This is a genomic window from Pseudoalteromonas sp. GW168-MNA-CIBAN-0100 (genome assembly GCF_040309225.1).
Classification (GTDB): domain Bacteria; phylum Pseudomonadota; class Gammaproteobacteria; order Enterobacterales; family Alteromonadaceae; genus Pseudoalteromonas; species Pseudoalteromonas arctica.
In genome coordinates this window covers 1-270 of record NZ_JBEOOL010000582.1, presented here as the reverse complement: position 1 = coordinate 270, position 270 = coordinate 1, and the positions used below count along the sequence as shown (strand labels likewise).

Genomic DNA, 270 nt, shown 5'->3' with positions numbered 1-270 from the left:
GCTATAGAGCCATTATTAAGTGAACAACAGCGACACCTGGTAAATCAAAGAGTTAAGCTTTATATAACGCAAGCGCAAGATGCATTATTGAGCAAGCACGCCAGTGTTTACTTTGCAGCACTAAGCGAAGCAAAACGTTTAGTGGCTGAATACTTTAAACAAGATGATGATGTTACAAAAATGGTTTTAAAGTCGCTGTCTAATCTAGAAAAAGAGCAGCTAAACTTTAACCCTAAAGTAAACTTACAAAGCACGCAGCAAGTTAAGGAG

Annotated in this window: 1 protein-coding gene; it reads left to right on the top strand. The window is 37.8% G+C overall.

What is annotated here, in order from left to right; all coding sequences use genetic code 11:
- A partial coding sequence (locus AAEY62_RS22530) for a uroporphyrinogen-III C-methyltransferase (RefSeq protein ID WP_350636639.1) occupies positions 1 to 270 on the top strand: 270 nt, incomplete at both ends.